Source organism: Paraglaciecola sp. (assembly GCF_039942875.1).
Lineage (GTDB): Bacteria > Pseudomonadota > Gammaproteobacteria > Enterobacterales > Alteromonadaceae > Paraglaciecola.
Genome location: NZ_JBDVBQ010000037.1, coordinates 44,134 through 70,969, shown reverse-complemented (window position 1 = coordinate 70,969; position 26,836 = coordinate 44,134). Strand labels below are relative to the sequence as shown.

Below are 26,836 nucleotides of genomic sequence, written 5' to 3'. Positions count from 1 at the left end.
AGATTAATCACACTCTTTGGTCAACATATCCTCTACGTGCTTTAACTTTCCATCATTGTTTGCTGGTACTAAATCGAGTATACAACTTAATATATTGTAAACTTCTATGTTATCAAAGGGCTTAACCCTAACCCCAGCTTTAAAAGCCTTTCCAGACGCAATAAAGGTAGCCTGCATCAAAGGGTGTTTATTATCATAACCATGAGTAGCAATAGAACGCCCAGAACCCTTTAAGGGGGCAGGAGGTAATCTATTTTTACTCCCATACAAAGTCCATCCCACATCTGCTAGCAACATTAAATCAGGCCCTCGATCAAGGTGATCAAAATGATAGTCTTTCGGAAAGTTACCGCGGCGTAACACTTTTATATTGGGGTGCTTATTTGTTAGCTTAACGAATGCTTTCTCTACCTCTACTTTGTCGCCATACAGATTCAAATAGGGTGCATACACTGTATTTTTGGTGCTGGACCAATCTGGAATAATAAAATGTGATAAATCAACCCACTTATCTAGGTTGACTACTCTGTCGTCTGACAAATTAGCCATTCCATGGTCGGCGACTATCACTAAGTTCGTATCTTCGTACAGACCTAGCGCTATTAAACCAGCAATTAAATCTCCTATGTGATCATCAACCTTTTTAATTGCAGCTAATTCTTCCAGAGAACCCACTCCAAAAGTATGTGCTGCGCTATCTACAGCAGAAAAATATAAAGTGACAAGTCGCGGTCTTTTTTCATTAGGTAAAGCAAACCACTGTAATACCTCGTCAACACGCTCACCATAATCTTTACTTTGATTAAAGGGTTTCCAGTAACTTGGCTTAATACTATCGATAGCTACTTCTGAGCCAACCCAAAAATAAGTTGCAGAGGTAACCCCTTGTTTTTCTGCAGTAATCCAAATAGGCTCACCACCCCACCAAGCAGGATCATCAGTATGCTTAGTGCGGTTAAAGGTTTCACCTAGCTTTCTGTCATAAAAGTAATTTGAAACCATTCCATGATTCTTTGGGTGTAAACCAGTAGCTAAAGAATAAAAATTCACAAACGTTTTGGAGGGCATAGCGGGATACATATTGGCTCTGACGCCATTTTCTGCCAACAACTGAAGGTTTGGAGCAGAAGCTCTCTCTAATGAATCGGCTCTTAAGCCATCTACTCCAATCATTAATACTAGAGGCTGCGACTGATCAGCCACAGCAATATTACTAACCAGTACTAATACACTAACTAAAGCCTTAAGCATGGTAATCTGTGTATAGTTTTAAGGTGAAATCTAACAAAATTAGTATTAAATCCTTAAAGTTTAAGGTTTATTGTCGTCTTCTTGAGGACTCTCTGCTTCATTACCTGATTGGCTTGAAGTTTCTACTTCAACGCCATCAACTCGCTGTAGACCTCTAGGCAATTTATTACCTCTGCGGCCTCTTTCACCTTGATAGTGTGTTAAGTCTATAGCTGAGAGTGTCATACCTCGTTTACCAGCTAATACTTTAACATTGGCCCCTTCAGGCACTACGACTAGCTCTTTTACGTACTCTTCTCTTGATTGCGCCTTGGCCGAGGGAATACTAATCAGCTTATTGCCTTTGCCCTTACCCAAACTAGGTAAATCACGAAGTGGAAACATTAACATGCGCCCTTCGTTAGAAATAACTAAACACCAATCACTTTTTAGATCATGCACCAATTGCGGTTTAAACACTTTGGCACTGGTAGAAAGTGAAAGATAGGCTTTCCCCGCTTTATTCTTGCTGATCATATCGCTGAACTTACCCACAAAACCATACCCAGCATCTGACGCCATTAGATATCGTTGCTTGTCCAAGCCCATCACAACATGTTCGACATTTTCCCCCCCTACAATATTAAAGCGGCCCGTTAATGGTTCACCTTGGCTTCTGGCGGACGGTAACCCGTGAGCATCACAAGAAAATGCTCGGCCAGACGAGTCTAAAAATACAACTTGTTGGTTACTTCTTCCTTTGGCGCTAGCTTGATATGCATCTCCGGCTTTATAACTCAGTCCTTCTACATCAACTTCATGACCTTTAGCACAGCGGGCCCAACCTTTCTCGGATAACACTACTGTCACTGCTTCTGAGGGAATTAGCTCTTTCTCTGTTAAGGCTTTAGATTCGCCACGGGCGACAATTGGCGACCGCCTGTCATCACCGTATAGCTCAGCTGCAGCGAGGATCTCTTTTTTCATTAAAGTTTTGAGACGACGATCTGACCCTAATAGTGTTTGTAATGCATCACGCTCTTTTGCCAATTCATCCTGTTCACCTTTGATTTTCATTTCTTCTAATTTAGCGAGGTGACGTAGTTTTAAATCGAGAATTGCTTCAGCTTGAATGTCCGTTAAGGAGAATTGCGCTATCAATTCTTGCTTAGGTTTATCTTCATAGCGAATAATGCGTATCACTTCATCTAGGTTTAAAAATGCAATCATTAAACCTTCAAGAATATGAAGTCTTGCTAGAACCTTATCTAAACGGAACTGCAGTCTGCGGGTAACGGTTTCTTTTCTGAAACTTAGCCATTCTGTTAAAATAGTTCGTAAGTCTTTTACTTGAGGACGACCATCTAAGCCAATCATATTAATATTGACGCGATAGCTCTTCTCTAGATCTGTGGTCGCAAACAAGTGCTGCATTAACTGCTCTGTATCGACTCTGTTTGATCTTGGGGTAATGAGTAGCCTTGTGGGGTTCTCATGATCTGACTCATCTCTTAAGTCACTGACCATGGGTAACTTCTTAGCTTGCATTTGTGACGCTATTTGCTCTAGCACTTTTCCGCCAGATGCCTGATGAGGCAATGCCGTAATTACGATATCACCGTTATCTTCAGTATAAACTGCACGCATTTTTATCGAGCCACGACCCGTTTCATAAATTTTGGCAATATCTTTTTTGGGAGTAATGATTTCCCCATCTGTTGGGTAATCAGGACCTTCTACAAACTCTAATAATTCAGCCAACTCTGCTTTACTGTTATCTAACAGGTGCGCACAAGCATTAGCAACTTCTCTAACGTTATGAGGGGGGATATCGGTGGCCATACCCACTGCAATACCTGTTATGCCATTCAATAAAATATGGGGCAGCCTAGCCGGCAAGACTTTAGGCTCATCTAGGGTGCCATCAAAATTGGGCTGCCAATCCACTGTACCTTGCCCTAACTCAGAAAGTAACACCTCACTAAACTTAGACAATCTAGATTCTGTATAACGCATAGCAGCAAAAGACTTAGGATCATCTGGTGCTCCCCAGTTACCTTGACCATCGACCAGTGGGTAACGATATGAAAATGGTTGCGCCATTAGCACCATTGCCTCATAACAGGCAGAGTCACCATGGGGATGAAACTTGCCTAACACATCCCCAACAGTACGAGCGGACTTTTTATACTTAGCAGCATTATTAAGGCCTAACTCTGACATGGCATATACAATCCGCCTTTGCACAGGCTTCAAACCATCACCAATATGCGGCAGGGCTCTGTCCATAATGACGTACATTGAATAATTAAGGTAAGATTCTTCAGTAAAGCGATGCATCGATAGCTGTTCGATACCGTCTTTGTTAATGATTGTGTCTTGACTCATGGGGGGCTATTTTCACCGTTATTATTGTCGTTTTAATTGTTGTCAATGTGAGCTGACTAGCACACAACTAGATTACATGATAAATGCCTTCAATTAAAATAGTTCAGCAAAAGCTTTATGTGAACTCCTGTTGTTAATTTGCCTTGTCACCTAAACGAGTGGTTTAATGTCCATACACAAATACAGCTATTGACTCAATTAAATGCATCTGCGCTTTCTTAATCCCTTAGTATTCATTTTATTGCTATTACCCAATTTGGTGTACGCGCAAAGTGATGTACAACTCATTTCTACAGATGAAACAATTCAGCTTTCATCAAAATTAAAAGTATTGAGGGAAGCAGATAATCAATTAAGTTTATACGACGTCAAAGAACAGAAAAGTCAATTTATTTGGCACCCTGAACACAATCAAAATTATGGTTTTTCTCATTCTGGCGTGTGGCTATATACTAGTTTAAATAATGTTACAGACATCAATGAGTGGGTAATCGATCTAGGTTATGCGCAGTTAGATAAAGTTGATATTTACGTCATATCTGATGACAAGTTAATCGCTCAAACCAGTCAGGGGAAGTTACGAGCGAACGCCAAACACCGTTTTCCAACCTTAAATGTGTCTTTACCTTACGCTCAACCTGTTGAGATATTTATACGTATAGAAAGCCAACACTCTAGCCTTATTGCTCCTATCGATATACAAACAGCGGAAAAGCACGCTAATCAACTATTTTTTGATAACCTTTTTTGGGGAGTATTTTATGGCGGCTTATTAATGCTAGCCTTATACAACCTAATGCTTTTTATATGGATTAAAGACACGAGTTTATTTGCATTCATAGGTTACACCTTTGCCATAGTAATATGGCAATTTGTTTGGGGGGGGCATGTACATCAAGTTGTATCGCCTGGGATCTCAATTTGGATATGCGCCCATACGGATTTAATATTTGTAATATTGGGAGTTGGCTCAGGACTTTTCACAATAAATTTTTTGGAAGGGAGGCACAACGCTCTCTTTTCATGTTTATTAATCCGCACCTTTTTAGGCGTGTTTATTATTCTAGCCTTACTATCTATTTTTAATATTTTAGACCCGATTTGGTTAATGGTAGCCGTGTTGCTGACTTACGTATCTTCAACTCTAATATACACTTATGCTGGATTTGAAAGCAGAAGAAAGAATATTAAAGCTGCGGTCTATTTTATTGTGGCTTGGTTGCTCTTTGATGTTTGCATGTTGGTTGGTTTAGGTAGCTTACTCTCTCTGTATCCTTCAAATATCATTACTGCTTACGCTTTTCAGGTAGGACTGTTTTCACAAGCGGGTTTGTTTTCATTAGCCCTAGTGAGTAAAAGCCGACATAAACTAGAAGAAGAAATTGAAGAAGCAACTGATGATTTACGAAATAATATTGAGTTAGTTGAAGAGCAAAACGTAAGACTAGACATTGCTAGAAAAGATGCCATAGAAGCAAGTCATGTCAAATCTCAGTTTTTGGCAAACATGAGTCACGAAATTCGTACCCCATTAAATGCCATTCTAGGGTTTAGTAAAGAACTTCACTCAGAGTCATTGCCACCAGAGAGACAAGAACAAGTTAGTATAATAAATGCGGCTGCAGACAACCTACTCAGCATAGTTAATGACGTTCTCGACTTTTCAAAAATTGAAGCTAAAAAGCTAAAAATTAACAACCATCCCTTCTCCCCAACCGCTGTTTTAGAGGACATGGTGAGCATTATGGCAAAATCTGCTCACCTAAAAAATCTAGAGTTTATTTATGATGCAGACCCCCTGCCGGAAAAACTCATAGGGGATAGTTACAGAATTAAACAAATTTTGAATAACTTACTGGGCAATGCACTTAAATTTACTGACCATGGGTATATAAAACTATCCGCAGTAGGCTCTGAAAAAGCTCATGGCATCTACGAGTTAGTCATACAGGTTGAAGATTCTGGAATAGGTATCAGTCGTGAAGATCAAAGAAAGTTATTTGCGGCATTTTCACAGGTAGAAGACGCGCTAAATCGATCCTACCAGGGCACGGGCTTGGGGTTAGTAATCTGCCAAGAACTTGTTAATTTGATGCGCGGCGAACTCACTTTAAGCAGTGCTCCTGGAATAGGAAGTACGTTTACTGTGACGCTGCGAACTAATCTACTTAACCGCAGTCTATCCCTCAATTCAAATAGTGATTGGGAAGATAAAAATATTTTATATTTTGACCCATACCCCCAAGCGCGCCATGCCGCAGTTAAATTATTAAAAAATATGGGAGTCAAAGTAACTGGGGTTGAATCACTATTGTATTTACGCCAATTACACACTCAATATGACTTTGTTTTTATAAGTGTTCCTAATAGTAAAGAGAACATTTTACCAAGTATTCTCGAAGCGACTCGCCATTTAAACACATCAACAACTGTGATGTTGTACTCGGGTGAAGAATCCTTATCTAAAAGGGATGACTTGTCGCAATATTTTACTCACAAAATCCGTTTACCATTAACCCTGAGAAAACTTAATAGCCTAATGCATGTGCCAGAGGAAAGCCCAACAAATAAACTTCAACAACGATTAGAAGTACTCCCAGCGGCAAAAGTCTTAGCTGTTGATGATATGGAGATAAACTTGCGGCTACTCACCACTTGGCTAAAAAATACTAACTTGCAACTTACCTTGGCATTTAGCGGCAATGATGCAATAGAGCAGTGTAAAGAAACTGAATTTGACTTGATTTTGATGGATGTGCAAATGCCGAACATGGATGGCTTAGAGGCGACTAAATTAATAAGGCAAACTAAGTTAAACCTTGGCACCCCAATTATTGCAGTCACCGCCCATGCTTTTAAAGAAGAACAAGACAAATTATTAGCATCTGGGATGGACGATTATTTACCTAAACCCATAAATTTATCCGACTTAATTGATTTGATTAAACGTTGGTGTCAGATAATAGATTCTAATGAATCAGAGCAGACTAGCTTTGATTGGGAGTTAGCATTAAAACGCACTAACCAAAATGAAGATGCAGCCAGAGATATATTACAAAAATTTGTACAACAGTTACCAGAATTAACGGAAGCTATTCTAGCTTCCAGACAAGAACAGATGTACGAAGTTATGCTAGCAAGAGTACACCAGTTGCATGGCGCATGCTGTTATACCGGCGTTCCTGCATTACATTCACTATGTGAAGAGTTAGAAAGTGCACTAAAAATAAAACATTATGAAGCCGCTTTTTACAAAGCGCCTGAGTTAAAGACGGAGTCCTTAAATATACTACTTGCTGTGGAGCAAGCTAAGGTTTTGCGGGATATAGGTCCGGCTAATTAGTGGGATATAATACCTGTTGCTGACATTGTTGTAGTAAGGTAACAAACTCATGTTCAGTCCTATCTAATTCTGACACAGGTATATATAAATCATAACCTAGCCGTTGCCGTAACTTGGTCATTCGGTTAGCGAACATCCCTTGTATCCCTTTATAGACTTTACCTTGAGAATGTTTATAAATATCATCTTCAAGTAATTCATCACTATAACAGTTACCCGTAGCGCAATTTTCTGACTCTGAAGGCATATTGTGAAACAACAAAGGGCGTTGCTCCATAAGAATATTACTCATTAGGCGAGGTGACATATTCTCTAATAAAGGAGAGTAGTCTTTTATCTTAATGGCAACCATGTGTAAGTTTTTTCTTTCAAGGCCAGATGTAACAAGAGGAACATCAATTCTTTGAATACTACTCCAAGGCAAAGTCCACTGCCCGTTTTTATGATGGTAACAAATACATGTTTTGGTTAGTAAAAAGCTAAACTGAGGCTCTCGATATTTAACCCAAGCAATCAAAAAAGCAATAATAGAAGCACTTAATAAAAAAATTCCAACCAAATAAAAAGATTCGGGTAATGCGACCAACATAACAATAGATAGCCCAAATAAGCCCAGTCCGATTAACCCAGTGACAATGACATTGCGCTTACCATGACTACGAATTTTAATCACTTCTTCCATCACTACCCCCAGACAAGCATATAAATAACGCACACAAAAATGGCCCAAATCACCATAGCTCGAAGCCTTTTGCATTTAATACAATCTGTTTCCCACCAAGATGGAGTTTTGCGTTTAAAGGTCATAGTAAAGATTACCCTTGAATATATGCCTTATCCTATCAAGCATAAATCCAATTGCATAATCACTGAAAAATAAAAAGGGTTTTCGATTGATGAAAAAGGAAGGAATTAATACTGAAAAAAATAAAAATTGAAGTATCAGAATAGAATGTCTGAAACCTAAAAAGCAGAAAAAATAGCCCGCCTAACGAGCTATTTGCTCAGGATTGTATGATTAGAACTGAACATGTTACTTTTCATTTGAAAGAAAAGAATACACATTAGTTGCTTCGCGTTCTTTAGAAAAAGACACTAAATCAACACCATTACAACGCATACCATTAGCAGCAGTTAATCGTTTTAATACTCGTTTAGATGAACCTGCGATCACACCAATACGGCTCGTTAAACTGCGCTCTAACATTGCAACGTCATCTTTTACTACAGCTTCACATAAATCTTGATAGTTTAAATCACCAACATATTTAACTTTCTCGTCTGAACCCATTTTAGCGTTTGCACCTAAAGCAGCAAAGACTAGAGATAATGCAATTATTTTTTTCATTTCAATTTATCCTATCTAAATAACAACATTTAATTTGTACGACTCTTGGCCGCAGTTAATTAATGACTGATTTAAATTATAAAAGCTGTATTTTTAATGTTTTCAGTACGTGAACACTATGTAAAATGTAATAAGACATTTTAATGACAAGTCTAAACCACTGATACTATTGAAGTTTATATATTTAACTATTTAATAATGGAATATAAAAAAAGATATTTATTTCAAAAGGTTCTATACAAATCGGGGATTAATTTTTACCTAATTGGACAAAATCATCTTTCTTAACATAAAAGTAAAAACATTTACTAAAAAGTCCACAAAACCCACTGGCTTATACTCAACTAACGATAATTTTTAGCCAGACACCGTTTGTGCAATCTTATTTATACCTAGTTTATTTTTCCAAATTAACTATATTTTTAGCGAGACGAGCTCGACCCTAAAGCTTATAATTTATAGAAAACGTAACCACCCTTTTAACTATGAATAACAAATTTAAACTTCTCCCAGAATGGGCTTTACAGGAAGCAGTTATACTTGCTTGGCCAGATGAAAATACAGACTGGCAGCCTTGGTTACACCAAGTACGAGCTGTTTACATTGAAATAATACGCACTCTCAATCTAGCAGATACAGCTGTAATACTGTTAGTCAGGCAAAGCGCAATCGAACCTTGCAAAAGCCTAATTCCTAAAGACGCTAAAGTGTTGTTAGTTGATGCTGATTACAATGATACATGGCTAAGGGATTATGGTTTCTTGAGTGTTTCAGATGGCAACTTAGTTACGCCTATTGAATTTATTTTTAATGGTTGGGGCGAAAAGTTCGATGCCAATAACGACAACGCTATCAATAAATATGCGCTACAGCAGTTATGCCAATCTGATATTCGCTCAATCGGCCTTGTGTTAGAAGGCGGAGCGATTGAAATTGATGGGAATGGTCATTTGCTTTCCACTGCCTTATGTTTACAAAACCCAAAGCGCAATGGCGATAAATCACTCATTGATTATCAACACGACTTTGCATCTTATTTGGGAGCAACAACCAGTACGATTTTAAAACATGGGCATTTAGAAGGCGATGATACCGATGGTCACATTGATACATTAGTTAGATTTACGCCAAGTAATGGCTTGGTTATACAAACAGCCTTTAATCGGCTAGATGATCCGCACTTTAAAGCGTTAGAGGATTTAAAGTTAGAGTGTAATGCTAGATTGCCTAAGCATCAGATTTTTGAATTACCTTTACCCTATATAGTGAATAGTGAAGGTCAAAGATTACCAGCATCTTACGCTAATTATCTTATTTCTAATCAGCAGATTTTATGCCCTATATACCAACAGCCTGAAGATGAACTTGCCATTAATACCATAAAAAATGCCTACCCTAATTTTACTATAGTTGCTATTAATTGCCTGCCTTTAGTACAGCAGTTTGGTAGTTTACATTGCATCACCATGCAGGTGCCTGAAGGGGTGCTTAAGCCAGAGGTTTTACGAAGTCTCAAAAATGGAGTTTTTTTATATGAATCAACACAAGCTTAAAATAGGCGTTGTTCAACAGGCCGTAGAAGGCAATAACAAACAAGTAAACTGGCAACGTAGTAGCGATCAAATCACAGAGTTGGCCGCGCAAGGCTGTGAGTTAGTTTTATTACAAGAGCTACACAGTACTCTATATTTCTGTCAGCAGGAAGATATTGACAACTTTGATTTGGCCGAACCTATACCAGGGCCAGCCACAGACTATTTTGCAATGCTAGCCGCTAAATTAGATATTGTATTAATCACCTCGTTATTTGAAAAACGCGGCTCAGGGCTTTATCACAACACAGCCGTGGTATTTGATAGAGAGCAAGGCTTAGTTGGTAAATATCGAAAAATGCATATTCCAGATGATCCTGGCTTTTATGAGAAATTTTATTTCACCCCCGGAGACATGGGCTTTGAACCCATTCAAACCAGTGTAGGTAAATTAGGAGTACTAGTGTGCTGGGATCAATGGTATCCAGAAGCTGCTAGGCTAATGGCGATGGCTGGAGCAGATATGTTATTTTACCCAACAGCGATCGGATGGGACAAAAACGATACACCAGAAGAACAAAGCCGCCAACATGGCGCTTGGGAAACAATTCAACGCTCCCATGCCGTGGCAAACTCCATACCTGTTGTAGTAGCCAACAGAACAGGCTTCGAAGCCTCACCTGTCGCTGGTGATCCAGGTATTCAATTTTGGGGACAAAGTTTTGTTGTTGGGCCCCAAGGGGAAGTACTTGCCAAAGCGCCTAGCCATGAAGAGCAGAATCTAGTGGTTGAGATCAACTTACAAAGAACCGAGCAAATAAAAAGAATTTGGCCCTACTTTAGAGACCGTAGAATTGAATCCTATGAAGACTTAACTAAAAGATGGCGAGACTAAACTAAATTCATGCATTGGTTAGCACCAACACCAATATTTTGCTGTTGTAGCTAACCCTTATGATTTACATCTAGTGTTGAAGCAAGACTCAACAGCTAAGCTTTGGCACTAGGACGACTACTAACAGAGGCATACCAGCGTTTTAAATTGGGGTGCTTTTCGGTTAACTTAATATCTACCACACGTGCAAAATCGAGTGCACACAAAGCAGTTATATCAGCGATGCTATAACTATCACCAGCGATATACTCGGACTCCCCTAAGCGTCTTTCTAAGACCTTTAGAAATCCAGCTGCATTTTTACCTGCCACTACACCATACTCTTTAATAGGCGTCATCCGGTCTTTGAAATAACCCGTGCTATGTTGGAAACACATGCCAACCTGGCCAAAAAAGTACAATTCAACTTGTCTATGCCACATATCTATTTGGGCTTTTTCTAAGGGCGTGCTGCCCATCAAACAAGGCTCCCCTTGAATCTCTTCAAAATAACGACAAATAGACGCCCCTTCACTGATACAAGTACCGTCATCTAATTCCAATACTGGGATTTTCCCAACGGGATTCTTAGCTCTCATCTCTGGGGATAGGTTTTCACCTTTTTGGAGGTCCACTTGTATGTATTCCATTGGAATACCTTTTTCTGCAAGAAAAATTCTAACTCGTCTCGGTGAAGGGGCGGTTTTGGTATCGTAAATTTTCATATATTTATTCCTATAATCCTAAAGCTTTAGTGTCTCGCCACAAGTAATATGGCGATGAGTTAAAAGGCATGATTAAGGAGCGGTATTTAACCTTGAGACTGTTTCCAAGCAGCCAGTTTTTCTTCACTATGCCTTTGAATATCTTGGTGCTTATTACTCACCCACCACTTTTCCATGATACGAACATTTTTTTCATTACTTCTATAAAACAAGTCAAAAATATCTCCTAAAAAAGGAATAAGGCCGAGTAAAAAATCAATCACTATATTTTTTAGCATGCTAAAAATCAAAGGTTTAGGAACTCCCATTTTTACAGCTAAACGAACAATCACTAACGAAATACAAGCCATAATGACATCACCTACAAAAGGAATCAGGCCAATAATAAAATCTAATCCAAGCCTAATACCAATCACAGGAATACGGATTTTGTTATCGCTTAAGTTAGCCAACGTCTGTGCTTTTAAAAGCTCCTTAGGCGCTTTATAGTTATCATTCATAGTTATCCTATACTTTGTAATATTTGGCCGCAAAACCAAGCCATATATGTGCCTACTGTATAACCCAACACTGCCAACATTACCGCGACGGGAGCTAACGAAGGATGAAATGCCGATGCAACAATAGGTGCAGATGCTGCCCCACCTACGTTTGCTTGACTACCCACAGCCATATAAAACAGTGGCGCTTTAATTAGTTTCGCTACACCTAACATCAACGCAGCATGGACCACCATCCAAATTGCTCCAATTATGAAGAATAAAGGCTCTTCTATAATCATAGTGACGTCCATTTTCATACCAATGGTTGCAATTAATATATACAAGAATACCGAGCCTAATTTGGATGCGCCTACACTTTCTAATTTTCTAGCTTTTGTGAAAGATAATGCAATACCTATCGTACTTGAAAAAATAATCATCCAGAAAAATTTACTGTGGAAACTAAATTTAGCCATGCTCGGAAAATGTTCAACAAAATAGGGGGTAACATTGTCGGCAAAAAGATGAGCCGCACCCGTCACGCCAAAGGCCACAGCAACAATTAGCATTAAATCTGCCACAGTAGGAATTTTAGAATGTTTCGCCTCAAAGCTACTTACTTTTTCTTTAAGCTCGTCGATTGCAGAGGTATCAGCACCGGTTTTTGCATCAATAGCCTTAGCATTGGCAGCCATGACTAGCAGTACTGCCATCCATAAATTAGCCACTATTATGTCTACGGTAACCATGGCAGAAAACATTTGGTCGCCAGCACCATAAATTTCTTTCATAGCGGCTTGGTTAGCACTACCGCCAATCCAACTACCCGCTACCGTTGTCATTCCCCGCCATACAGCTTCCGGACCATCAACCCCCACTAACTCTGGAACGAAAGTAGCAACAACTAATAATGCGATAGGGCCACCAATGACGATCCCTAACGTGCCAGTAAGAAACAATATAATAGCCTTACTACCCAAACGAGAAATAGCTTTAAGATCGACACTTAGGGTGAGTAAAACCAAACAAGCAGGTAATAGATAGCGGGACGCCACGTAATAAAGTTGCGACTTTTCGCCATCAACTAAACCAAAGGTATTCAATAGAGAAGGTAAGAAATAACAAAGCAGAACAGAGGGAACAAACATATAAAACTTTCGCCAGAATGGAGCTTCACTACTAGCAGTATAAAAAACTAAACCTAGTAGAATCGCCAAAACCCCCATTATGGTAGCGTCGTTTGTAAATAATGGACTATGAAGTACAGCTTGATCTGTAAGTACGGGTGTCGACATAAATGATTCCTGTTGTGCTATTGTGCTGTTCCTGAAAACCAACTCAACTTTTATAATTATTATTTTTGGTTCTAACCACTATATAGCGGTAACTAATGCTAACCTTATATTAACACAAGCCTAGTACGGGTGATCGAATGGGTTACAACTGCTAAAAGAATAGAGGTTACTCTGCCCCCATGGCCTTTGACAGCTCGCTTCTTTTTTGGGTGTCTTCTGGAGTAGATAACCAACCATTAAGATTTTTAACTAACATATTTGTCAAAGCTTCAATGTGTTGCGTATCGGCATTTAATGCGGCTATGTATTCGTACCTCTCACCACCAGCCTCTATGAAATACTCTTTATTCTCTTCTCCAATTTCTTCAATAGTCTCTAAACAATCAGCTGAAAAACCAGGGCAAACAAGTTGCACTGACTTAACACCTTGTTGAGGAAAAGCTTTAAGTGACTCATCCGTATAAGGCGTTAACCATTCCTCTCGGCCAAAACGAGATTGAAAGCTAGTAAAATGCTCATTCTTACTTAAACCTAAGTTTTCTGCTATTAGGCGAGAGGTTTTATGGCACTCGCAATGATAAGGATCTCCCTTCAGTAAATACCTTTTAGGAATGCCGTGATAACTAAAAATCAGTTTGTCTGCCTTGCCGTTAACTTTCCAATGTTCACGTATTTTATTGGATACCGCTTCTATATATTCAGGGTTGTCATGGTAATGAGTCATAAACCTTAACTCTGGCATCCAACGCTTTTTCATCAAACTTTGCGCTATAGCATCAAAGGTAGAAGCTGTGGTTGATGCACAATACTGTGGATACAAAGGTAAAACTAGTAGCTTTCTGACCCCTTGTTGCAGCATTTTATCTACCACTGAGTCAATTGATGGTGAGCCGTAACGCATAGCAAACTCCACTACAACATGCTCGCCATATTCAGAGACTAATTTTTCTCTAATAGCATTTGCTTGATCTTGTGTATGGAACATTAGCGGCGACCCTCGCTCAGTCCACACTCCTGCATAGGCTTTAGCTGAACGACTTGGTCTGATATTTAAGATGACCAAGTTCAATATCATCCACCAAATAAGTCTGGGCACTTCTACAACTCGCGGGTCAGATAAAAACTCTTTGAGGTAGCGTCTAAGCTCTGCTTTTTTGGGGGCATCTGGGGTACCTAAATTAGTAACTAACACACCCACCCTATCTAATTGACTATGATTAAATGCAGGATTACCTTGATATTTCATGAAAAAACTCTCGATGAAGTATGAGACAGACCAGTCTCACCTCGACAAATGATGTCTATAAATACGATTGACGTAACATTTTGGACCAATGCAGATAAAAATCAATCGATGATCTAGTTTAGACAGCGCTATTTTTTACTCTAAACCTAGTAAAATCAGTATTATTCTGGGTGAAACCTGTGCATCATTAGCCTTAGTGCTAGAGAGTTCAGCACTCAGGAACTTGAATTAAAGTAGGGGGTTACAGTATGGCAAATAAAAAAAGTAATGAAGATAACCAATCAAATCCGGTATCTGAATTAGATAGCCTTAGAAATATAGTATTCGGCGCGGCAAAAAGTGAGATTGAGCAACGGATTTCTGCTTTAGAGCAACAAACACTAGATAGCTTTAAAAAAATGGAGCTGTTAATTGAGAAGAATGCAAAATCTTTAGATGCAAGTATGCAAGATGGCTTTAATCAATTAGAAGACAAACTTGCCCTAGCTGACCAAGGACAGGAACAGAAATCAGCAGAGCTTAATGCATATGCAGACAAAATTTCCTCAGAGTTAGAAATGGCTGAAACTAGCAGCAAACAAGAAACTGACGAATTACATAAACGAATCGACACTGAGGTAAATGAACTTACGATTAAGTTCAACCACCAACTTGAAGAAGCGTTAGCTAAACTGACACAGGTATCTTCAGAGTTAAACTCTACTAAAACAGACCGTAAAACTTTAGCTAAACTACTCGCTACTGTTGCTTCTAACCTTGAAACTGGCGACGAAGAGTAGCCAAAGTAATGCTAGAAAATAACCAAGGGGCGTCTAAGCAATCTAGCGATCAAAAAATGCAAGAATTGCGTAACATAGTGTTAGGTGAAGATGGCCAGTATGTTACTGAAAAAATAAAAGAAAATGCCAGATTGATGGTGAGTGACGTTTTATCTGAAGCATTACACGACCGCGAAAAACAAGACGGCTCAGTTAATACGGTACTACTCCCCCTTGTAGAAAAGTCTGTTGAAACATCAATTACCAATCATAGCCAACAATTTGTAGGCTATTTATACCCCTTAGTAGGTAGCTTAGTTCGCAAATCCGTCACAGCATTCATCACCGAGTTTCTCGAAAAAACCAATACTTTATTAGAGAACAGTTTTACGGTCAAAGGTCTCAAATGGCGCTTCAAAGCTTGGCAAGCGGGAGTTAGCTTTTCCCAGTATGCAGCTAGCCAAACTTTTGCATTCAGAGTAGAGCAGGTATTTTTAATACATAGTGAAACGGGGTTACTTCTAAACTCTGTATCTTATGGTTTAGACACGGGTACAGATCCTGACTTAATGTCCTCAATGTTAACCGCTATAAATGATTTTGTTTCAGACTCTTTCAAGCCTAATCAGAGCTCCAGTGAACAGCACTTAAATGTCATACGTACCAGTGACTTTTCTTTATTGATAAAACCTGGGCCCAAAGCCGTTGTAGTGGCCTCTATTACAGGAAATATGCCCCAAGGAGTGGCTAATCAACTGCAACAAACCTTAGAAGAAATCCACAGGCTTTATGATCAAGAGTTAACAAATTTTAATGGCGATACTGTGCCCTTTGAGCATACACAAAATCAATTACGAAACTGTTTAATCTCAGAGTTAAAACCAGAACACCAAGATAAAAAGAAAAAGCCTTGGCTCGCTTGGATTGTAGTAAGTATGTTTTTTATTGGGTTTGGTTACCTTGGAATCAAACAATGGCAAGTCCATAAGTTACTAGAAAAAGTAGAGCCACTAGACGACGAACCAGGTATTTTAATTACCGATATCTCTACGCTTGGTTTAAACAAGGTTCAGTTAAATGTACTAAGAGACCCTGCTGCACAACCTATTAGCGAGTGGTTACAGCAGCAGAGTATTGAACAACAAAATATACAGCTCAAAGAACGAGCTTATTTATCCCTTGACCCCCACTTAATAAAACATAAAGTAATGGACGTTTTAAAACAGTTCCCTAACATTCAAGTTGATTGGTCTTTGGGGCATCCACAGTTTACTGGCCATACAAGCATCAGTGAACAGCTTCGGTTAACAGCAGAGCTAAGCACTATCACTGGGCTTAACCTTCAAAGCAATTGGATGGATACCTTATCTATAGAAGATTCTGCTACAGGCCCTGTAGACGATCCACAACTACTAAAAGAAATTTTAGATATAAAGATTGCTGAAATAAATAGGCTACATATTACCTTTGACAATGGAGTAAGTGAATTATCCAGCAATGCCGCAAACGAGCTAATATCAGTGGCACAACAATTCAAAGGTCTTGAGTCTTTAACCGAGCGGTTGCGCTTATCCATCAGCCTTATCATAATGGGCACCAGCGATATGTCTGGCGACCCTGACTATAATAAAGTACTGAGTCAAGTGCGGGCGGATAGTGTAAAGTCTAAATTACAACAGCTAGGAATTGACGAAAAGCGCTTAAATGCAATAGGATTAGGTGTAATAGATTTAAACACTACACAAAAAGACGCCCGGATGGTCTTATTAAATGTGGTATATTTTGATACAGGTAAACCCATCATAAATAACTTCGAGTAGATAATGAGAAGCACACGCGGTATAGAGGATCTAGTAACACCATGATGCAAAAAAAAGTATGCTTACTTGGTGCATCTGGAGTAGGGAAAACCAGTCTAATAAAACAGTATGTCGAAGGTATTTTCTCTGAAAAATATCTGACATCTATTGGCGTTAAGATTGATAAAAAACAAGTAGAAACTAAATCAGGTCCAGTCAAGTTGATGATTTGGGACATAGAAGGTATTGATCGGTATTGCGGTTTTCAACCTAAATACCTTAGAGGCGCCTCCGCCTACATTATAGTATCCGACCAAACTCGCTCCCAGTCTTTGCTTGAAGGCGTTGAAATTCAAAAAATGATAAAAGAAGTAACAGATATTCCCGGGTTACTCGCCATTAATAAATCTGACCTACCAGAAGCTTGGCATTGGAGTCAAAAAGAACTTGAAGAAATCCAAAGTGGGTACGAGAAGACATTCTATACCAGTGCAAAAACTGGGGAGAATGTAGAAAACATGTTCACCCACCTAGCTCAAATAATAGTAGAGTAAAATTAAGCATGGATGCATCACTTCTCAAAACATTAGGCTTATTGGATTGTATTATTATTCAACGGATGAACACTAATGAATTTGAAGTGTTGTATATGTCCAATAATTGGGCAACTGAATTATTACCTGAAGCAGTTGGGATATTTACCTTTAGTGAAGATTCATCCCCCTATCTTTTAGATTTTTTGATTGATGCAAATAACTTATGGAATTCTGAAAAAGACGGAAAAATTGATTCTGGTATCTGGTCAGAACAGCTCCCCAGCCAGTTAATTAGGCTAGAAGCCACCGCTTTTTATAAAAATAAAAATCAATTTCTGCAAATAAATAAAATAGATGCTAGCTACGAGGAAAAGCAAAAAACGCTACAAATAGCTCGAGAGTTGATGTTTTCGGCAGACAAAATATCCGAACAACATGAATATTTACATGCAAAAATGGATGAGCTACTCAGTGGGCCCACTCAAACATTCTTTTTAAAACAACAGATCTCTCAAGCCCTAGAGCAAACAGACTTAGGGGTGGCTATACTTACTCCTGATTTACAAATAGTAAATAGTAACCCAGCTTTAAAAGCATTGTTCAGCGACTCAAACATAAAAATAAATATCCCCGAAGACAGGCTAGTAATCGAGCTATTTAAAACCCAATACCCAGAATGTGAGCGAATTTTTTCAACTGGAAGCGCTTGGAGTGGCGAGCTTTATTGGTTAAATCCACCTAGACATGGAAAATGGTTAAAGATGACCATCCATCCAATAATGTCCGCAAATCAGGTAATACAATATTGGTTATTGAGCGTAAGTGACATTACGCAAATTAAGTTTTTACAAAAACGCAATGAAAAATTAGTTCACTTTGACGCGGTTACCGACTTACCAAATCGACAGTTTTTTTGGAGAAAACTTGAAGAAAAAGTCAATCATAGTTTGCCTTTTTGTTTACTGTATTGTGATATAAAAAACTTTAAACGAATTAATGAGTTATATGGTCATCAAATTGGTGATCAAGTCATTAAGGAGCTAGCGAGTAGGCTTAACTCAATCACTCAAGGAGATGATTTATTAGCTCGAATTGGGGGCACAGAATTCGCGGTAATAATGAATTTAAAAGAAAGTAGCCCTAGTCAATCTATTAAATATCAAGAACAATGCTCGAAGTTTGCTGAAGAATTAATTAACGCATGTCGTATTCCATTCTACCCAGCCCCAGGGCAAAAATGTGAGGTGGGACTAAATGTAGGTGCAGCTGTTTTTCCGTTAGACTCCAGTAATGCCGAAGAACTTATGAAATATGCAGATTTAGCGGTATATTCTGCCAAAAAGCATAAAAGTCAAAGTAGTATCCAGTTCTACTCAAAACAACTCATAGAAGCTTCACGTAAACGCATAGAAATGGAAGATGCATTGCGAGACGCGATTAAAAACCAAGAATTTGAAATCTTTTTACAACCTATATTAGATCTACCTACTAATAAAATTGTGAAAGCAGAAGCGTTAATCCGCTGGCGCCAAAATGGACACGCACTGGTTTCACCTGAGGAGTTTATTCCTCTAGCCGAACAAACTGGGCTGATTATTCCAATTGGTAAGTGGGTTATCAGCGAAGCTTTTAGGCTACTAGCTCAACTTAACAAGCAAGGGGAATCAATTTCTATTGCAATAAACTTATCTCCTCGCCAAATAGGTGATCGCCAATTATTTGAGTTTATTCGAAGTAACGTAGATGAGTATAAAATCAATGCGCAAAAAGTTGAATTCGAACTCACCGAAGGGGTACTTATTGACAATTATGAGAAAGTGCACCTGCTTCTCGAGCAGATACATGAATTAGGCATGAAAGTATCCATTGATGATTTTGGCACTGGATATAGCTCTCTGTCGTATTTACAAAAATTGCGTATTGACCACCTTAAAATAGACCGTGCCTTTATTAAAGAGCTAACTGAATCTAGCAAGGAAGGGGATTTTGCTTTAATTTTAGCCATTATCTCTATGGCAAAAAGCTTAGATCTAGGGGTCATCGCAGAAGGCGTAGAAACTCAAGTTCAGCGTAATTTCTTAGTCACAAACAATTGCAATGTGGCACAAGGTTACCTATTTAGTCCCCCTCTACCTTTTATTGATTTTTGCCAACTACTAAAAGGCAATAGTTAGCTTAAACAAACCCTAGGAAAACAAACGTTGTTCACCGGCTCTGCGTCTTTTACTTTTAATAACGAGTAACAAGGTGATAAATGCAGGTAATGCTTGAATATATAAAATACTTGTTTTAGCCGTAAGTCCACCGAAAATTCCAGCAATCACAATACACGTTAATAAAAAGACTTTTAAAGTTTGATTACCCGTTATTAATCCTACCAGCAATCCCAGCCCTAATAAGCCATTATATAAACCTTGGTTCATTGCTAATACTTCTGAGGACTTAGCGACTTCTTCGGTCATTGAAAATATTTTGTGACCTATTGGATGATCCCAAAAAAACATTTCTAACACTAAAAAACCAAAATGTAGAGCGGCAACAAGCAACGTCATAAAACCAGCTAAGAACTTCATTCGACTAACCTATGATTATTTTCTTTTTATTGTGGAATTTATAGTGTGGGAATTTACGCGAAGTTGCAAGAATAGCACTCAATACAAGTTCAAAAATACTGTTTAACAGGAAATAAAAAAGCGCCTTTCGGCGCTTTTTAAATATCAAGGTTAACTATTTACCCATCTGACCTTTCATATATCTGAAGAAGTCACTATCAGGTTCAACAACTAACACATCTTGTTTACTGCTAAAGCTTTTCTTGTATGCATCCATACTACGTAAAAAGCTGTAAAATTCAGGATCTTTAGTATAGGTCTCTGCATAAATTTGCGCGGCTTGGGCATCACCCTCACCTTTCAATTTACGTAAATTACGTTCCGCATCAGCTAACATAACCGTTACCTTTGCATCGATATCAGCTTTGATAAATTCAGCTTTCTCTTTACCTTCAGATCTATGCTCTCTTGCAACCGCTTCACGCTCGGTACGCATACGTTGAAATATAAAGTTACGTACTTCAGTAGGCAAGTTAATTTGCTTAACTCGAACATCAACAATCTCTATACCTAGCTCATCAGAGCTAGAAGAAGCCTGTTCCATTGCTTCGTCCATCAACTCTGAACGCTCACCCGAAACAATTTGTTGAATAGTTCGTGTACCAAACTCTGAACGTAAACCATTATTTACTTTCTGTTGTAATAACACCTCGGCATTACCTTTGATGCCACCTGTGGCTAAATAGTAGGTAGCAAAATCTTTAATTTTCCACTTCACGTATAAATTAACGATTAGGTCTTTTTTCTCTGCCGTTACAAAACGATCTGGCGCTTCGTCTAATGTTTGTATGCGAGAATCTAACTTAACCACTCTATCAAAGAATGGTAGTTTGAAATGTAACCCCGGCTCAAATACAACTGTGTCTCCAGTGTCATTATCTCGTTGTACTTTCCCAAACTGAATGACAATCGCTTTAGTGCCTTCATCTACAACAAAAAGTGAACCAGACGCAAGTAGAGCTAAGACTACAACAATTACTCCAATAAAATTCTTCATAGCTTAGTTTCTCCCACTACGTAGGCCATTACCACGAGTGGTTCTGGTGTTACTTGATACTGGCTGACTACTATCATCTTGATTTTGTAAACCTTCTAATGTACTGCGGATATTAGCTGGAATACTTGGGCCAGACTGACGCTCTAGGATTTTATCTAAGGGTAAATACATCATATTGCCTGTACCTTCGGTATCCACCAAGATCTTACTCGTATTACTGTATACTTCTTCTAATGTCTCTAAATATATCCGGCTACGGGTAACTTCAGGTGCCGCTTTGTATTGGGGAAGTAACTCTTCAAAGCGAGCTATTTCACCTTGCGCTTCTAAGGTGACACGTTCTTTATATGCTTGTGCTTCTTGTGCCATGCGATTTACTTGACCACGAGCTCGAGGCTCTATTTCACGCGAATAGGCTTCTGCTTCGTTTATAAAGCGTTGTTCATCTTCCTGAGCTGCAATTGCATCATCAAACGCTTCTTTCACTTCTTCAGGCGGTCTAGCGTCTTTAAAGTTTAAGTCAACGACAGTAATGCCCATATCGTATGACTCAATAATACCTATTAGCTCATCACGCACACTTTGCCTTGCGCCTTCACGACCAGCAGTCAAAACACTATCCATCTTAGAATGCCCGACAACATACCGTATTGCACTATCGAATGCCTGACTAAGACTTTCTTCAGGGCTAGTAACAGCAAAGGTATATTTATAAGGTTCTAAAATTTTGTATTGTACTTCCATTTCAACACGGACTACGTTTTCGTCTTCGGTCAACATAGAGCCTGATGAAGGCATAGAGCGCACGGTTTGCACATCTACTGGAATAACCCTATCTACAAAAGTAGGTTTCCATTGAAGTCCCGGCTCAACAAACTTGTTAAATTCACCAAAACGAAGGACCACGCCACGCTCGGCTTCTCGAATCGTATAAAATCCACTAAACACGTAAACCACGACTAAAATACCGAGTATAACTGCCAGACCGATTCCGCCTAAGCCTTTGCCACCAGTGGAACCACCTTTGCCACCGCCACCAAACTTACTAAATTTACCCATTAAATTTTTAAATACCTCATCTAAATCAGGTGGACCTTGATCACGGCCGCCCTTATTTTTCCAAGGATCATTATTGTTACCACCGGGCTCATTCCAAGCCATTATTATTCTCCAGCTAGTTAATTCAAAATAGGTTAAACCTATTTACAATACGTAATTCTTAATTTTTTGATCTGTATCTAGTTTTTAATACTGCACTATATACGATTCTAAATCTGTATCCACTCGCTTAATTAATCTTTGCCAATCACTTTTTTCCATTCTAACGTCAACTTGCCAGTCTCCGTTTTCAGCGTAGCTTTGTGAGGCAATACAATTCATATCAAAAAACACCCCACGTAAATTACTTTTAGACGGAGGAATGCGCAAACTATGTTGCACCATATTTTTCGACAAACACTCTGTTATCGCATCATTTAACAAATCTATACCAATGCCTTGCTGGGCTGATATCCAAACACGAATGGGCATACCCGTATCGTCTCTGTCTATCTTGGCGCTAACACCATCCATTCGATCTATTTTGTTGCACACCACAAGTTGTTGAATTTCGTGGGCATCGATCTCCTCTAACACATCATTTACTTCATCTATATTTTCACGAAACTGATCGTCAGAATAATCAACCACGTGCAACAAAAGGTCTGCCTGCTGTGTTTCTTGAAGTGTCGCTTTAAAAGCTGCAATTAGATCATGGGGGAGATGTCGTATAAAACCAACCGTATCAGCAAGAATTGCAGATCCTACATCTTGTAACTGAATTTTTCTAAGGGTCGGATCTAGTGTTGCAAATAGCTGGTCAGCTGCATAGACAGAGGCTTCGGTGACCGTATTAAACAAGGTCGACTTTCCTGCGTTGGTGTACCCTACTAGAGACACGGTTGGTATTTCTGCTCGGACCCTAGAGCGCCTACCTTGTTCTCGCTGCTTTTGCACCTTTTCCAGTCGACGTAAAATGGCTTTTATTCTAGCCCTCAACAAGCGCCTGTCTGTTTCAAGCTGAGTTTCACCTGGACCACGAAGACCAATACCACCTTTTTGTCTTTCAAGGTGCGTCCAGCCTCTAATTAATCTGGTACTGATATGCCGAAGTTGTGCAAGCTCAACTTGCAATTTACCCTCATGAGTTCTAGCACGTTGTGCAAATATATCTAATATCAAACCGGTACGGTCCAATACTCTACATTTGCACAACTGTTCTAGGTTACGCTCTTGGGAAGGGGACAAAGAATGATTAAAAATAACAATATCTGCTTGCTTTTCACGCACGGCATTAGCTATTTCCTCGGCTTTACCGCTGCCAACAAAATAACGAGCTTGTGGAGCTTGGCGCGAGCCTGTCACCACGTCGATTGCATTTACACCTGCAGAAGATACAAGGAGCTGAAGCTCTAATAAATCTTCTTTGCTATTTTCATCTGAAAAATCTACATGTACTAAAACTGCCTGTTCACCAGTTTCATAACGGTCAAACAAGCCGTTCTCCTAACACTTTAACTGTCGTCTGATTCCGCTTGCCCGGATGCAGGCATTGGGATCGCACGAGAGGGAACTACAGTAGATATGGCATGTTTATACACCATTTGACTCACTGTATTCTTTAATAAAATAACGAACTGATCAAACGACTCAACCTGCCCTTGGAGTTTAATCCCATTTACTAGATAAATAGAAACCGGAATACGCTCTTTACGCAGCGCATTTAAGAACGGGTCTTGTAACGATTGCCCTTTAGCCATTGTATTTCCTTTTTTTTATTATTTAGAAAAAACTCCAATAAAGATTATACAGTAAATCATATACCTGTATAGACACACTAGAGCTGAATATCGCCGAGCGTCATCACTTTATCGAGATTGTCTTTCCCAAAGGTATCAAGCGGGTGAATATTTTCCCAGCTTCTTAACCAAGTTAATTGCCTTTTTGCTAGCTGACGAGTAGCTGCAATTGCTTTTTCTTGCATCTCTTTTTCGGTAAAATCGCCATCTAAATATTGCCACATTTGCCGATAACCAACACATCGAATGGACGGTAAATCTAGATGCAAATCTCCTCTACCCCTTAATTTCTCTACCTCTTCCCTAAACCCTCCCTTCATCATCATATCAAAACGCAAGGCTATACGCTGATGTAATACTTTACGATCATTTGGTGCTATACAAAACTGTTTAACATCATAAGGTATTGGGGAAGTTTTTGTTGCCAACAAATCAGTCATAGTGCGATTAGTTAGAAGATAAACTTCTAATGCTCTTGTTAAACGTTGAGGGTCATTAGGGTGAATTCTCGCCGCAGAGACTGGATCGACCTCTTTAAGCCTGTTATGTAATGCCTCCCAGCCTTTTTCTTTTGCCTGGGCTTCTAACTTTAACCGCACATTTTTATCAGATTCTGGTAACGGCGATAAACCATCAATAAGGGCTTTGTAGTACATCATAGTGCCGCCTACTAAAAGAGGAACATTCCCTCTGTTGGTAATATCCTCCATTGCAACCAAAGCATCTTTTCTAAATTCGGCCACTGAGTAGCTTTGGGCAGGGTCTAAAATATCAATAAGGCGATGCGGTGCTTTCAACTGCTCTTCTGCACTCGGCTTTGCCGTACCTATATCCATTCCCTTATAAATCAAGGCTGAATCCACACTAATTATTTCACAGCCTACCTTATCACATAGCTCAATTGCTAAAGCTGTTTTACCAGAGGCGGTAGGGCCCATTAGAAACAGCGCAGGCGGCAGGTTCTTTTGTTGATTAGGAGTCACAGTAAACTTTTCATCCATGCTTGCATAGGGACCACTTTGCCGATTTGATTTAAAACATCCGCTAAGTTTGGCTCATTTGAGACGAGTGACAACCACATTTCATGACATTGTGGATTTGAAAACTCTTTCCGCACAGAGATACATACCGATAGATGCTTACAAACCGCAACGCTGTCCGTTTCTTCACACTGCAACGTAGATTCTAATATATCTACCCAAGGAAACTGCCTAAAATCAGAGGGGACTTTACGTAGCAAAATACGATTAGGGGTCCAACCTATCTCTACACTGTTTTCTAACAAGGGCTGGTATAAAGCTTTGGCCTGCTCTAATAACTCCGGCGTCGCTTGAATGGACACAGGCATAAGTAAGGGTTGCATTGCTGGCATTTGTTCGGAAAATTTCGCGCCTAAAACATATTGATACAACTGAGCGATATTGACTAAATAAAACGCCGTGCCATGAGTGACCAATATTTGTTTATCGCTTACTCGCAACCATTGCCCCACGTCAGAGCTTTGCCTCGCAGGCTGCTCTAAAACAGACTTTGTAGCCACAGCTGGACGCTGATTTGCCCCCTTACAGGCATTGGCAGTTGGCGTCATCAGTTGCTGGTAGTTTGACGCAGATTGGCTAATCAGCTCAGCATTATACACTTGTCCTTGGGTGACAATTTTATTACCGATATGACGACTACTTGGCACTGAACGGGGTACATGCTCTGGTCTAGTGGTAACCGGCGCAACTTCAGTTTGTAAAGGTACAATATAATCATGATTTGGCTCTGCAGGCGCTAAAACCTGGGGCTCAGATACTTGATTAGCACCTTGTAAATATTGATTTAAAGCATCATTTAATGCTCTAAAAATAAAATCATGAACGATTCTCGCTTGATGAAATCGCACTTCGTGCTTAGCAGGGTGAACATTTACATCGACTTGCTCAGCAGGCAAGGTTAAATACAACACATAAGCACTTTGGCAATTGTCAGCAACGACGCCTTCAAAGGCTTGGCGTAAAGCATGATTGATCAGCTTGTCACGCATCATACGTCCATTGACATAGAAGTATTGAAAATCAGCTTGAGGTTTGGCGTACTCAGGAGGCGTAAACCACCCAGTTAACCTAAAGTCTTCATACTCACTATTTAATTCTATACCGTGCTCAGAAAAAGCTTGCCCACAAATTGCTGCAACCCGTTTAACCCCATTGGCTTTTGCACTTTTAGCGGGATACTTGCGCAATAACTTACCGTTGTGCTTTAAAGTAAAACCAACATCAAAACGGCTAAGAGCAATGCGCCTTACTAACTCATCAATGTGAGTGAATTCTGTTTTTTCGGTTCGTAAAAATTTACGCCTTGCAGGGGTATTAAAAAATAAATCCACAACCTCAACGCTGCTTCCAGTTGGATGAGCGACAGGGTTAAGCTGCACTTCCATATCTCGACCTTCACAGTGGGCTTGCCATGCTTGGCTTTGATTATCTGGTTTTGAGCTAAGAGTTAAACGAGAAACAGAGCTGATACTTGCCAGTGCCTCCCCTCTAAAACCTAAACTCGATATAGCTTCTAGATCATCTAATTTGCTAATTTTACTCGTAGCATGACGGCTTAAAGCCAGTGCTAATTCTTCATGAGCAATACCCGATCCATTATCACGGATTAGGATCCGTTTATGGCCCCCTTTCTCTATCTCAATATCAATGTTAGAAGCGCCAGAGTCTAGACTGTTTTCCACCAGCTCTTTGACTACAGATGCAGGACGCTCGACAACTTCACCGGCGGCTATCTGGTTCGCTAATCTTGCTGGAAGAATTTGAATGGGCAAAGCAATACCTTGTTTAGAATGC

Annotated in this window: 22 protein-coding genes; 7 read left to right on the top strand and 15 right to left on the bottom strand. The window is 39.4% G+C overall.

What is annotated here, in order from left to right; translation table 11 throughout:
• Positions 1 to 3: 3 nt before the first annotated feature.
• Positions 4 to 1,251, bottom strand: coding sequence for an ectonucleotide pyrophosphatase/phosphodiesterase (locus tag ABJE44_RS12260; protein ID WP_348110360.1), 1,248 nt, complete (start codon positions 1,249 to 1,251; stop codon positions 4 to 6).
• Between the two features lie 60 nt (positions 1,252 to 1,311).
• Positions 1,312 to 3,618: a DNA topoisomerase IV subunit A gene (gene parC / locus ABJE44_RS12255; protein WP_348110359.1), complete on the bottom strand. Its 2,307-nt coding sequence runs from the start codon at positions 3,616 to 3,618 to the stop codon at positions 1,312 to 1,314.
• Between the two features lie 241 nt (positions 3,619 to 3,859).
• On the opposite strand from parC, the gene ABJE44_RS12250 reads away from it, so the two are divergent.
• Positions 3,860 to 6,961, top strand: a complete 3,102-nt coding sequence (locus ABJE44_RS12250) for a 7TM diverse intracellular signaling domain-containing protein (RefSeq protein ID WP_348110358.1) — start codon at positions 3,860 to 3,862, stop codon at positions 6,959 to 6,961.
• On the opposite strand, the gene ABJE44_RS12245 is transcribed toward ABJE44_RS12250, so the two are convergent.
• Together ABJE44_RS12245 and ABJE44_RS12240 are read right to left on the bottom strand one after the other, a co-directional pair.
• Positions 6,954 to 7,718: a DUF2982 domain-containing protein gene (locus ABJE44_RS12245; protein WP_348110357.1), complete on the bottom strand. Its 765-nt coding sequence runs from the start codon at positions 7,716 to 7,718 to the stop codon at positions 6,954 to 6,956. The genes ABJE44_RS12250 and ABJE44_RS12245 overlap by 8 nt on opposite strands.
• 276 nt (positions 7,719 to 7,994) lie before the next feature.
• Entirely contained in the window at positions 7,995 to 8,309 is a 315-nt protein-coding gene (locus ABJE44_RS12240; RefSeq protein WP_348110356.1) for a hypothetical protein, read from the bottom strand.
• Between the two features lie 485 nt (positions 8,310 to 8,794).
• Between ABJE44_RS12240 and ABJE44_RS12235 the strand changes: the two genes are divergently transcribed.
• Together ABJE44_RS12235 and ABJE44_RS12230 are read left to right on the top strand one after the other, a co-directional pair.
• A complete protein-coding gene (locus ABJE44_RS12235) occupies positions 8,795 to 9,862 on the top strand; it encodes an agmatine deiminase family protein (protein ID WP_348110355.1) in 1,068 nt (355 codons plus the stop codon).
• Complete coding sequence (locus ABJE44_RS12230; RefSeq protein ID WP_348110354.1) at positions 9,843 to 10,736, top strand: carbon-nitrogen hydrolase; 894 nt, start codon at positions 9,843 to 9,845, stop codon at positions 10,734 to 10,736. The genes ABJE44_RS12235 and ABJE44_RS12230 overlap by 20 nt, the downstream gene beginning before the upstream one ends.
• Positions 10,737 to 10,831: 95 nt before the next feature.
• Here the strand turns inward: ABJE44_RS12230 and ABJE44_RS12225 are convergent, their stop codons facing one another.
• From ABJE44_RS12225 to hemH, 4 genes are all read right to left on the bottom strand, one after another.
• On the bottom strand, positions 10,832 to 11,440 hold the full coding sequence (locus ABJE44_RS12225) for a glutathione S-transferase family protein (RefSeq protein ID WP_348110353.1): 609 nt from the start codon (positions 11,438 to 11,440) through the stop codon (positions 10,832 to 10,834).
• 86 nt (positions 11,441 to 11,526) lie between these two features.
• Complete coding sequence (locus tag ABJE44_RS12220) at positions 11,527 to 11,940, bottom strand: DUF4112 domain-containing protein (protein WP_348110352.1); 414 nt, start codon at positions 11,938 to 11,940, stop codon at positions 11,527 to 11,529.
• Between the two features lie 2 nt (positions 11,941 to 11,942).
• A complete protein-coding gene (locus ABJE44_RS12215) occupies positions 11,943 to 13,217 on the bottom strand; it encodes a DUF819 family protein (RefSeq protein WP_348110351.1) in 1,275 nt (424 codons plus the stop codon).
• 166 nt (positions 13,218 to 13,383) lie between these two features.
• Entirely contained in the window at positions 13,384 to 14,463 is a 1,080-nt protein-coding gene (hemH, locus tag ABJE44_RS12210) for a ferrochelatase (protein ID WP_348110350.1), read from the bottom strand.
• 248 nt (positions 14,464 to 14,711) lie between these two features.
• Here hemH and ABJE44_RS12205 point away from each other — a divergent pair, with 248 nt between their 5' ends.
• Genes ABJE44_RS12205 through ABJE44_RS12190 form a run of 4 tightly spaced genes read left to right on the top strand, consistent with a single transcriptional unit; the run spans position 14,712 to position 19,730 of the window.
• Positions 14,712 to 15,242 carry a hypothetical protein gene (locus ABJE44_RS12205; RefSeq protein WP_348110349.1) on the top strand — a complete coding sequence of 177 codons (531 nt, stop codon included), beginning with the start codon at positions 14,712 to 14,714 and terminating at the stop codon, positions 15,240 to 15,242.
• Between the two features lie 8 nt (positions 15,243 to 15,250).
• Positions 15,251 to 17,041 carry an OmpA family protein gene (locus ABJE44_RS12200; RefSeq protein WP_348110348.1) on the top strand — a complete coding sequence of 597 codons (1,791 nt, stop codon included), beginning with the start codon at positions 15,251 to 15,253 and terminating at the stop codon, positions 17,039 to 17,041.
• A 41-nt stretch (positions 17,042 to 17,082) separates the two neighbouring features.
• On the top strand, positions 17,083 to 17,574 hold the full coding sequence (locus tag ABJE44_RS12195) for a Rab family GTPase (protein ID WP_348110347.1): 492 nt from the start codon (positions 17,083 to 17,085) through the stop codon (positions 17,572 to 17,574).
• A gap of 8 nt (positions 17,575 to 17,582) precedes the next feature.
• Positions 17,583 to 19,730: an EAL domain-containing protein gene (locus ABJE44_RS12190; RefSeq protein WP_348110346.1), complete on the top strand. Its 2,148-nt coding sequence runs from the start codon at positions 17,583 to 17,585 to the stop codon at positions 19,728 to 19,730.
• Positions 19,731 to 19,742: 12 nt separating this feature from the next.
• Here the strand turns inward: ABJE44_RS12190 and ABJE44_RS12185 are convergent, their stop codons facing one another.
• The 7 genes from ABJE44_RS12185 to mutL all read right to left on the bottom strand — a co-directional run bounded on the left by ABJE44_RS12185 (position 19,743) and on the right by mutL (position 26,814).
• Positions 19,743 to 20,129, bottom strand: coding sequence for a DUF1304 domain-containing protein (locus ABJE44_RS12185; protein WP_348110345.1), 387 nt, complete (start codon positions 20,127 to 20,129; stop codon positions 19,743 to 19,745).
• A 154-nt stretch (positions 20,130 to 20,283) separates the two neighbouring features.
• A complete protein-coding gene (hflC, locus tag ABJE44_RS12180) occupies positions 20,284 to 21,165 on the bottom strand; it encodes a protease modulator HflC (protein WP_133467891.1) in 882 nt (293 codons plus the stop codon).
• A 3-nt stretch (positions 21,166 to 21,168) separates the two neighbouring features.
• Positions 21,169 to 22,326 carry an FtsH protease activity modulator HflK gene (hflK, locus tag ABJE44_RS12175; protein ID WP_348110344.1) on the bottom strand — a complete coding sequence of 386 codons (1,158 nt, stop codon included), beginning with the start codon at positions 22,324 to 22,326 and terminating at the stop codon, positions 21,169 to 21,171.
• 84 nt (positions 22,327 to 22,410) lie between these two features.
• Positions 22,411 to 23,700, bottom strand: coding sequence for a ribosome rescue GTPase HflX (gene hflX / locus ABJE44_RS12170; protein ID WP_348110343.1), 1,290 nt, complete (start codon positions 23,698 to 23,700; stop codon positions 22,411 to 22,413).
• A 17-nt stretch (positions 23,701 to 23,717) separates the two neighbouring features.
• Positions 23,718 to 23,963, bottom strand: a complete 246-nt coding sequence (gene hfq / locus ABJE44_RS12165) for an RNA chaperone Hfq (RefSeq protein WP_133467897.1) — start codon at positions 23,961 to 23,963, stop codon at positions 23,718 to 23,720.
• Positions 23,964 to 24,040: 77 nt separating this feature from the next.
• Positions 24,041 to 25,003 (bottom strand): tRNA (adenosine(37)-N6)-dimethylallyltransferase MiaA, encoded by a 963-nt coding sequence (gene miaA, locus ABJE44_RS12160; protein ID WP_348110342.1) that lies wholly within the window; start codon positions 25,001 to 25,003, stop codon positions 24,041 to 24,043.
• A complete protein-coding gene (gene mutL / locus ABJE44_RS12155; RefSeq protein ID WP_348110341.1) occupies positions 24,982 to 26,814 on the bottom strand; it encodes a DNA mismatch repair endonuclease MutL in 1,833 nt (610 codons plus the stop codon). The genes miaA and mutL overlap by 22 nt, the downstream gene beginning before the upstream one ends.
• Positions 26,815 to 26,836 lie beyond the last annotated feature (22 nt).

What these genes read in the sequence shown, in the direction of transcription:
- ABJE44_RS12245 (WP_348110357.1), bottom strand. Translation starts at nt 7,718, where the DNA reads ATGCAAAAGGCTTCGAGCTATGGTGATTTGGGCCATTTTTGTGTGCGT.
- hflC (WP_133467891.1), bottom strand. Translation starts at nt 21,165, where the DNA reads ATGAAGAATTTTATTGGAGTAATTGTTGTAGTCTTAGCTCTACTTGCG.
- hemH (WP_348110350.1), bottom strand. Translation starts at nt 14,463, where the DNA reads ATGAAATATCAAGGTAATCCTGCATTTAATCATAGTCAATTAGATAGG.
- hflK (WP_348110344.1), bottom strand. Translation starts at nt 22,326, where the DNA reads ATGGCTTGGAATGAGCCCGGTGGTAACAATAATGATCCTTGGAAAAAT.
- hfq (WP_133467897.1), bottom strand. Translation starts at nt 23,963, where the DNA reads ATGGCTAAAGGGCAATCGTTACAAGACCCGTTCTTAAATGCGCTGCGT.
- ABJE44_RS12260 (WP_348110360.1), bottom strand. Translation starts at nt 1,251, where the DNA reads ATGCTTAAGGCTTTAGTTAGTGTATTAGTACTGGTTAGTAATATTGCT.
- ABJE44_RS12220 (WP_348110352.1), bottom strand. Translation starts at nt 11,940, where the DNA reads ATGAATGATAACTATAAAGCGCCTAAGGAGCTTTTAAAAGCACAGACG.
- ABJE44_RS12205 (WP_348110349.1), top strand. Translation starts at nt 14,712, where the DNA reads ATGGCAAATAAAAAAAGTAATGAAGATAACCAATCAAATCCGGTATCT.
- ABJE44_RS12225 (WP_348110353.1), bottom strand. Translation starts at nt 11,440, where the DNA reads ATGAAAATTTACGATACCAAAACCGCCCCTTCACCGAGACGAGTTAGA.
- ABJE44_RS12185 (WP_348110345.1), bottom strand. Translation starts at nt 20,129, where the DNA reads ATGAAGTTCTTAGCTGGTTTTATGACGTTGCTTGTTGCCGCTCTACAT.
- ABJE44_RS12230 (WP_348110354.1), top strand. Translation starts at nt 9,843, where the DNA reads ATGAATCAACACAAGCTTAAAATAGGCGTTGTTCAACAGGCCGTAGAA.
- ABJE44_RS12195 (WP_348110347.1), top strand. Translation starts at nt 17,083, where the DNA reads ATGATGCAAAAAAAAGTATGCTTACTTGGTGCATCTGGAGTAGGGAAA.
- ABJE44_RS12235 (WP_348110355.1), top strand. Translation starts at nt 8,795, where the DNA reads ATGAATAACAAATTTAAACTTCTCCCAGAATGGGCTTTACAGGAAGCA.
- parC (WP_348110359.1), bottom strand. Translation starts at nt 3,618, where the DNA reads ATGAGTCAAGACACAATCATTAACAAAGACGGTATCGAACAGCTATCG.
- miaA (WP_348110342.1), bottom strand. Translation starts at nt 25,003, where the DNA reads ATGGATGAAAAGTTTACTGTGACTCCTAATCAACAAAAGAACCTGCCG.
- ABJE44_RS12190 (WP_348110346.1), top strand. Translation starts at nt 17,583, where the DNA reads ATGGATGCATCACTTCTCAAAACATTAGGCTTATTGGATTGTATTATT.
- ABJE44_RS12215 (WP_348110351.1), bottom strand. Translation starts at nt 13,217, where the DNA reads ATGTCGACACCCGTACTTACAGATCAAGCTGTACTTCATAGTCCATTA.
- ABJE44_RS12240 (WP_348110356.1), bottom strand. Translation starts at nt 8,309, where the DNA reads ATGAAAAAAATAATTGCATTATCTCTAGTCTTTGCTGCTTTAGGTGCA.
- ABJE44_RS12200 (WP_348110348.1), top strand. Translation starts at nt 15,251, where the DNA reads ATGCTAGAAAATAACCAAGGGGCGTCTAAGCAATCTAGCGATCAAAAA.